5 protein-coding genes and 1 pseudogene are annotated in these 4,182 nt (G+C 60.0%); 4 read left to right on the forward strand and 2 right to left on the reverse strand.

Annotated features, from left to right (window positions below):
- The coding region (locus tag EN749_RS31950) for an ATP-grasp domain-containing protein (RefSeq protein ID WP_128364655.1) at positions 1-788 on the forward strand (788 nt) is incomplete at its 5' end.
- 857 nt (positions 789-1,645) lie between these two features.
- Here EN749_RS31950 and EN749_RS31955 read toward each other — a convergent pair.
- Positions 1,646-1,804 (reverse strand): carcinine hydrolase/isopenicillin-N N-acyltransferase family protein, encoded by a 159-nt coding sequence (locus tag EN749_RS31955; RefSeq protein ID WP_245491540.1) that lies wholly within the window; start codon positions 1,802-1,804, stop codon positions 1,646-1,648.
- Between EN749_RS31955 and EN749_RS31960 the strand changes: the two genes are divergently transcribed.
- The 3 genes from EN749_RS31960 to EN749_RS31965 are packed head-to-tail and all read left to right on the forward strand — an operon-like array spanning position 1,731 to position 3,632.
- Positions 1,731-2,138 carry a carcinine hydrolase/isopenicillin-N N-acyltransferase family protein gene (locus EN749_RS31960; RefSeq protein ID WP_128364657.1) on the forward strand — a complete coding sequence of 136 codons (408 nt, stop codon included), beginning with the start codon at positions 1,731-1,733 and terminating at the stop codon, positions 2,136-2,138. The genes EN749_RS31955 and EN749_RS31960 overlap by 74 nt on opposite strands.
- Positions 2,139-2,152: 14 nt before the next feature.
- On the forward strand, positions 2,153-2,323 hold the full coding sequence (locus tag EN749_RS37935) for a hypothetical protein (RefSeq protein WP_189367851.1): 171 nt from the start codon (positions 2,153-2,155) through the stop codon (positions 2,321-2,323).
- A 4-nt stretch (positions 2,324-2,327) separates the two neighbouring features.
- A complete protein-coding gene (locus tag EN749_RS31965) occupies positions 2,328-3,632 on the forward strand; it encodes an FAD-binding oxidoreductase (RefSeq protein WP_128364658.1) in 1,305 nt (434 codons plus the stop codon).
- A 227-nt stretch (positions 3,633-3,859) separates the two neighbouring features.
- On the opposite strand, the pseudogene EN749_RS31970 reads toward EN749_RS31965, so the two are convergent.
- A pseudogene (locus tag EN749_RS31970) lies at positions 3,860-3,961 on the reverse strand (IS6 family transposase); the annotation flags it as partial.
- Between the last annotated feature and the right edge of the window lie 221 nt (positions 3,962-4,182).

The following is a 4,182-nucleotide window of genomic DNA, read 5'->3' on the forward strand; positions in this document are numbered from 1 at the left end:
TTCTTAAGCCAGCGGTCGGCAACGGTAGCACCGGTGTCCGATTGTGCCGCAACGCGGATGAGGTGGCCGATCATACGACCTATCTGTTGGGCGGGAAGCACAAATGGCGGTCGTCACCGAGGGTACTGATCGAAGAATTCGCTCAAGGCCCATACTACGAAGCCGAGATAATGGGAAACGCAGTCATTGGGGTTACTGCCGCTGAGTTCGACCGCGCACCACATTTCGTCTTTCGTGACAGCATCTTTCCGGCCCTGCTGACCGATGACGAGCATACACGTATAGCAGATGTTGCGCTGAGCTGTCTGCAGGCTCTCGGCCTTGGCTGGGGGCCAGCGAACATCGAATTCCGGTGGACGAAGCGTGGCCCAGTCGTTATTGAAGTTAATCCGCGCCTTCCGATTGGTATTACTCCTCGGGCGGTCCGGCTAGCTTACGGTATCGATCTCGTCACCGAGCACATCAAGCTTGTCATCGGTGAGGAATGGGATTTGCGCAGAAGGCATTCGCACACTGCGGCTACGCGCATCCTCGTGCCTGATCGCGATGGCATCCTCGACTGGATCGCTGGCGACAGTCTGGCGGCTGCTATACCAGGTGTCGCCGAGGTCAAATTGTACGTCGAACCCAAGACCCCGATCGTCAGGAAAGGCGATTGCCGAGACCGCATCGGACATGTCATCGCCGCTTCGGCCAGCCCAGGCCAAGCCAAGGCGATACTTCAGCGTGCCGTCGACTTTATCGATTGGTCGATCACACCGTTTCCGACCCCTGGTGAACGGGAGTAATCTGCGGCCCCTTTTCGTACACCAGCCGCTGGTGGTGCCGGGCAAGAGGTGATCGCGCCCAACGTTGGTATAATTGAGAAGACGAAGAGAGCAGATCGATTAGGATAATTTTTTGCCGTGCGCCAGGGGCTGCGGATCCTGCTGTGAAGTCGGCCACCATTCCGATTTGACGCCGCCACCGTTCCAATCAAAGTCGGCCTATTTTCGGCACTGAACATTAGACGCGCAATAGTTTTGGAATTATTGAGGTCTCAAGAGATTGTCCATGAACAAAATCGTTACGAGCAAGAAAACCAAGCGTTTCACATTATTTTCAACCGCCTCGAAAGACCGCATGCCCCTTACTCGGCGCCGGCTCGCTCCCGCTAGCGTCGTGTAAACTCACAGAAAACGGAGGCCCTGTATGTCCAGAAATACATCTCCCGCGTCCGCGCCGAGGGCCGAGCCAGCGCCGGCTTCCTCGAACACGCCCCGCGCAGCGAGCAAGATCGTGCACTGGAGAAGCGCTGGCGCGGATCGGACTATCTGAGGACGCTGGAATCCGCGGCTCGCGCGAGCTATCCCCGCTTTGTACGCGAGATCGAGGGGATCGCCGCGAGCGTCGGGCAGGATTTCGAAACGGTCTTCCTCTGGAACTGCTGGGGCGACCTGCAGCTTCCCGAGGACGTCTCCCCGGCAACGAAAGCGCTCGCCACCACGGGCTGCACCTCGCTCCTCATTCCGCGGGAAGGTGACGGCGCGGCGGTAATTGCCCATAATGAGGACGGCGCGGCAAAGATTCTCGGCGCCTGTTTCTGGGTCGAGGTCGAGCCCGACGAGGGCCCGGCCTGGAGCGGCTCCATGCGTGCCGCGGCAGATCATCTGCCGCGCGATCCTCGATGCGAGGAATCTGGACGAAGCGGTCGAAATCCTGAGGCGCCTGGCTGAAGATCATGGGCGCTGATGTTGTTGACAGTCTGGACGAGCCCGGCCTCGTTTAGGCCGAACGTATGCCCCAGCAGCTGGCCGGGATACAGCTGCGCCATTCAGGAGGCCTCCTCGCCGCGTGCCCACGCCAACCACCTGCTCTTCGAGGAATTCGACGGGCTGGGCCAGACGATCACCCTCTCTTCCCGCAACCGGCAGGATGCGGCGGACCGGATGATCGCGGAAGGCGCGCTCGCGCGGGGCGCGGAGGCGGTGCTGTTCGACAAGACCACCCCGATCTTTTGCGACAACAATCGGCAGGATGATACCGTCCAGACCCTCGCTACGAGCGTCTTCGCGCTTTTCCCTGATCGCGTCGAATGGCGCGTGCACGCCACGCCGGCCGAACTCGACGCGCTAAGCGGAACGATGCGTGTCGTCTAAATCAAAGCATCCCTATGATTCTTACCAAGGCCTTGATGGCAGAACTGGCGGAGATGGTGTTGCTCGGCCGCCTCATACGTGCGCACCACCTGTCTTTGATGCTAATCGCGAGAAAACGCCGGCAGATCGCCGGCTTCGCTGTGATGACGGAGTACAAACTCAGCGCTTATTTGGAAACTGTGTGATGTCATGAGACAGAAATCGTATGCCGGCGACGGCAACTACCCGAACAGTTACTACGCCGCCTCCCGCAACATGCTCCGCACCCCAGTGCGGCTTCAGGGCCGGGTAGAAACCGATATTTGTGTCGTTGGCGCCGGCTATTCCGGGATGGCAACCGCAATCCACCTCGCGGAGAAGGGCTATAAGGTCGTGGTCGTCGAGGGTGCGCAGGTTGGCTGGGGTGCTTCCGGACGCAATGGCGGCCAGGTCATCAACGGCCTCGGTGCCAGCCTCGCCACGATCCAGCGCCGCTACGGCGAGGGCGCGGCGCGGTTCATCGGTGGTCTGGTCCAGGAAGGCGGCAAGATCATTCGCCGCCTCGTCAGCCAATATCATATCGAGTGCGACCTGAAGCCAGGAAACATCTATGCGGCCTGTACCCCCGCGCATATGAAAGAACTCGAATCCAAGCAGGCGCTCTGGCGCAAATACGGCATGGACGACCACCAGTTGCTAGACCGCGAGGCACTACGCAAGCTGGTCAATTCGGGCGCCTATTGCGGGGGCATGCTCGATACCTCCGGCGGCCACATGCATCCGCTCAATCTCGTGCTCGGTGAGGCGCGCGCCTTCGAAGGCCTCGGTGGCACCATATATGAGATGTCGCCGGTAATCCGCATCCGTAATACGGGTGCCCGGCCGATTGTCCAGACCGCAGAGGGTGAAGTATCGGCTCGCGTCGTGGTGCTTTGTGGCAATGCCTATCTGGGCGACACCGTGCCCGAGCTCGTTTCCCGCGTCATGCCGGTCTCGACCCAAATGATCACCACCGTACCGCTCGGCGAAGCGGTTGCTCGTTCGCTGATTCCGAGCGACATGTGCGTCGAGGATGCCCGATATATCCTCGATTATTTCCGACTCTCGGCCGACAAGCGGATGGTCTTTGGGGGCGGCTCCGTCTATGGTGGCACGGATCCAGCCGACGCTGTGGCAAAGCTGCGGCCGAACCTCGAAAAGGTCTTCCCGCAACTCAAGGGCATCGCGATCGACTATGCCTGGAGCGGCAATTTTGCGCTCTCCTTCACGCGCGTGCCGCAAATGGGGCGAATCGGAGCGAACACCTATTTCACCCACGGCTGTAGTGGTCATGGCGTCACCGGATCGCACCTTTTTGGCCGCATCCTGGCCGAGGCAATCGACGGGGATGCGACGCGCTTCGATTTCTTCGAGAAGCTGCCATGGTATCCATTCCCAGGGGGTCGAATGTTCCGGGCGCAATATTCGACGCTGGGGTCATGGTGGTACATGTTTAGGGATGCGGTCGGATGGTAGCTCTCCGGGGATTAATGGCGTGGAGCTCGTTTTATCTGCCATCCGGTTGGTGACCTTTCGGTACGATAAGCAACAGCCTGCCGCCGTGGTCCGTCGTCACGCGACCGAGACCTACGCGCGGCGCGCCCTGCCGATGGGGAGGACATCGGCAGGGCGCTATATCCAAGCGCTGGACGGAGCGTTTGCGGAGCTTCCGTGTGAGGGGTTTAAGAGGAGGAGGTATATCCAGATGGCATGCGTTTCGCCGCTCCGTAGGAGCGCAATTTGTCCATGATCATACGCTCTGGCGGCAGACCTTGCTTCTTCAGAAGTCGCGTCAGCAGCCGCTTGGGCGGCGTTGGTGCTGCGGCGCGTCCGGACGATCTGTGTGCAAGTTCGGGCCCAACCAAGTCCTCGTTAAGAAATGCAAATTGTAACGGCGAATGTCGGTCCGTCGATCGGCTGAACACTATCTATTTCGGAGGCGTGGCGTGAACAAAATCTATACCGACGCAGGCTCGGCGCTTGATGGTTTGTTGTTCGACGGGATGTTCGTTGCCGCGGGTGGGTT

It is taken from the genome of Mesorhizobium sp. M7A.F.Ca.ET.027.02.1.1 (genome assembly GCF_004022985.1).
GTDB lineage: Bacteria > Pseudomonadota > Alphaproteobacteria > Rhizobiales > Rhizobiaceae > Mesorhizobium.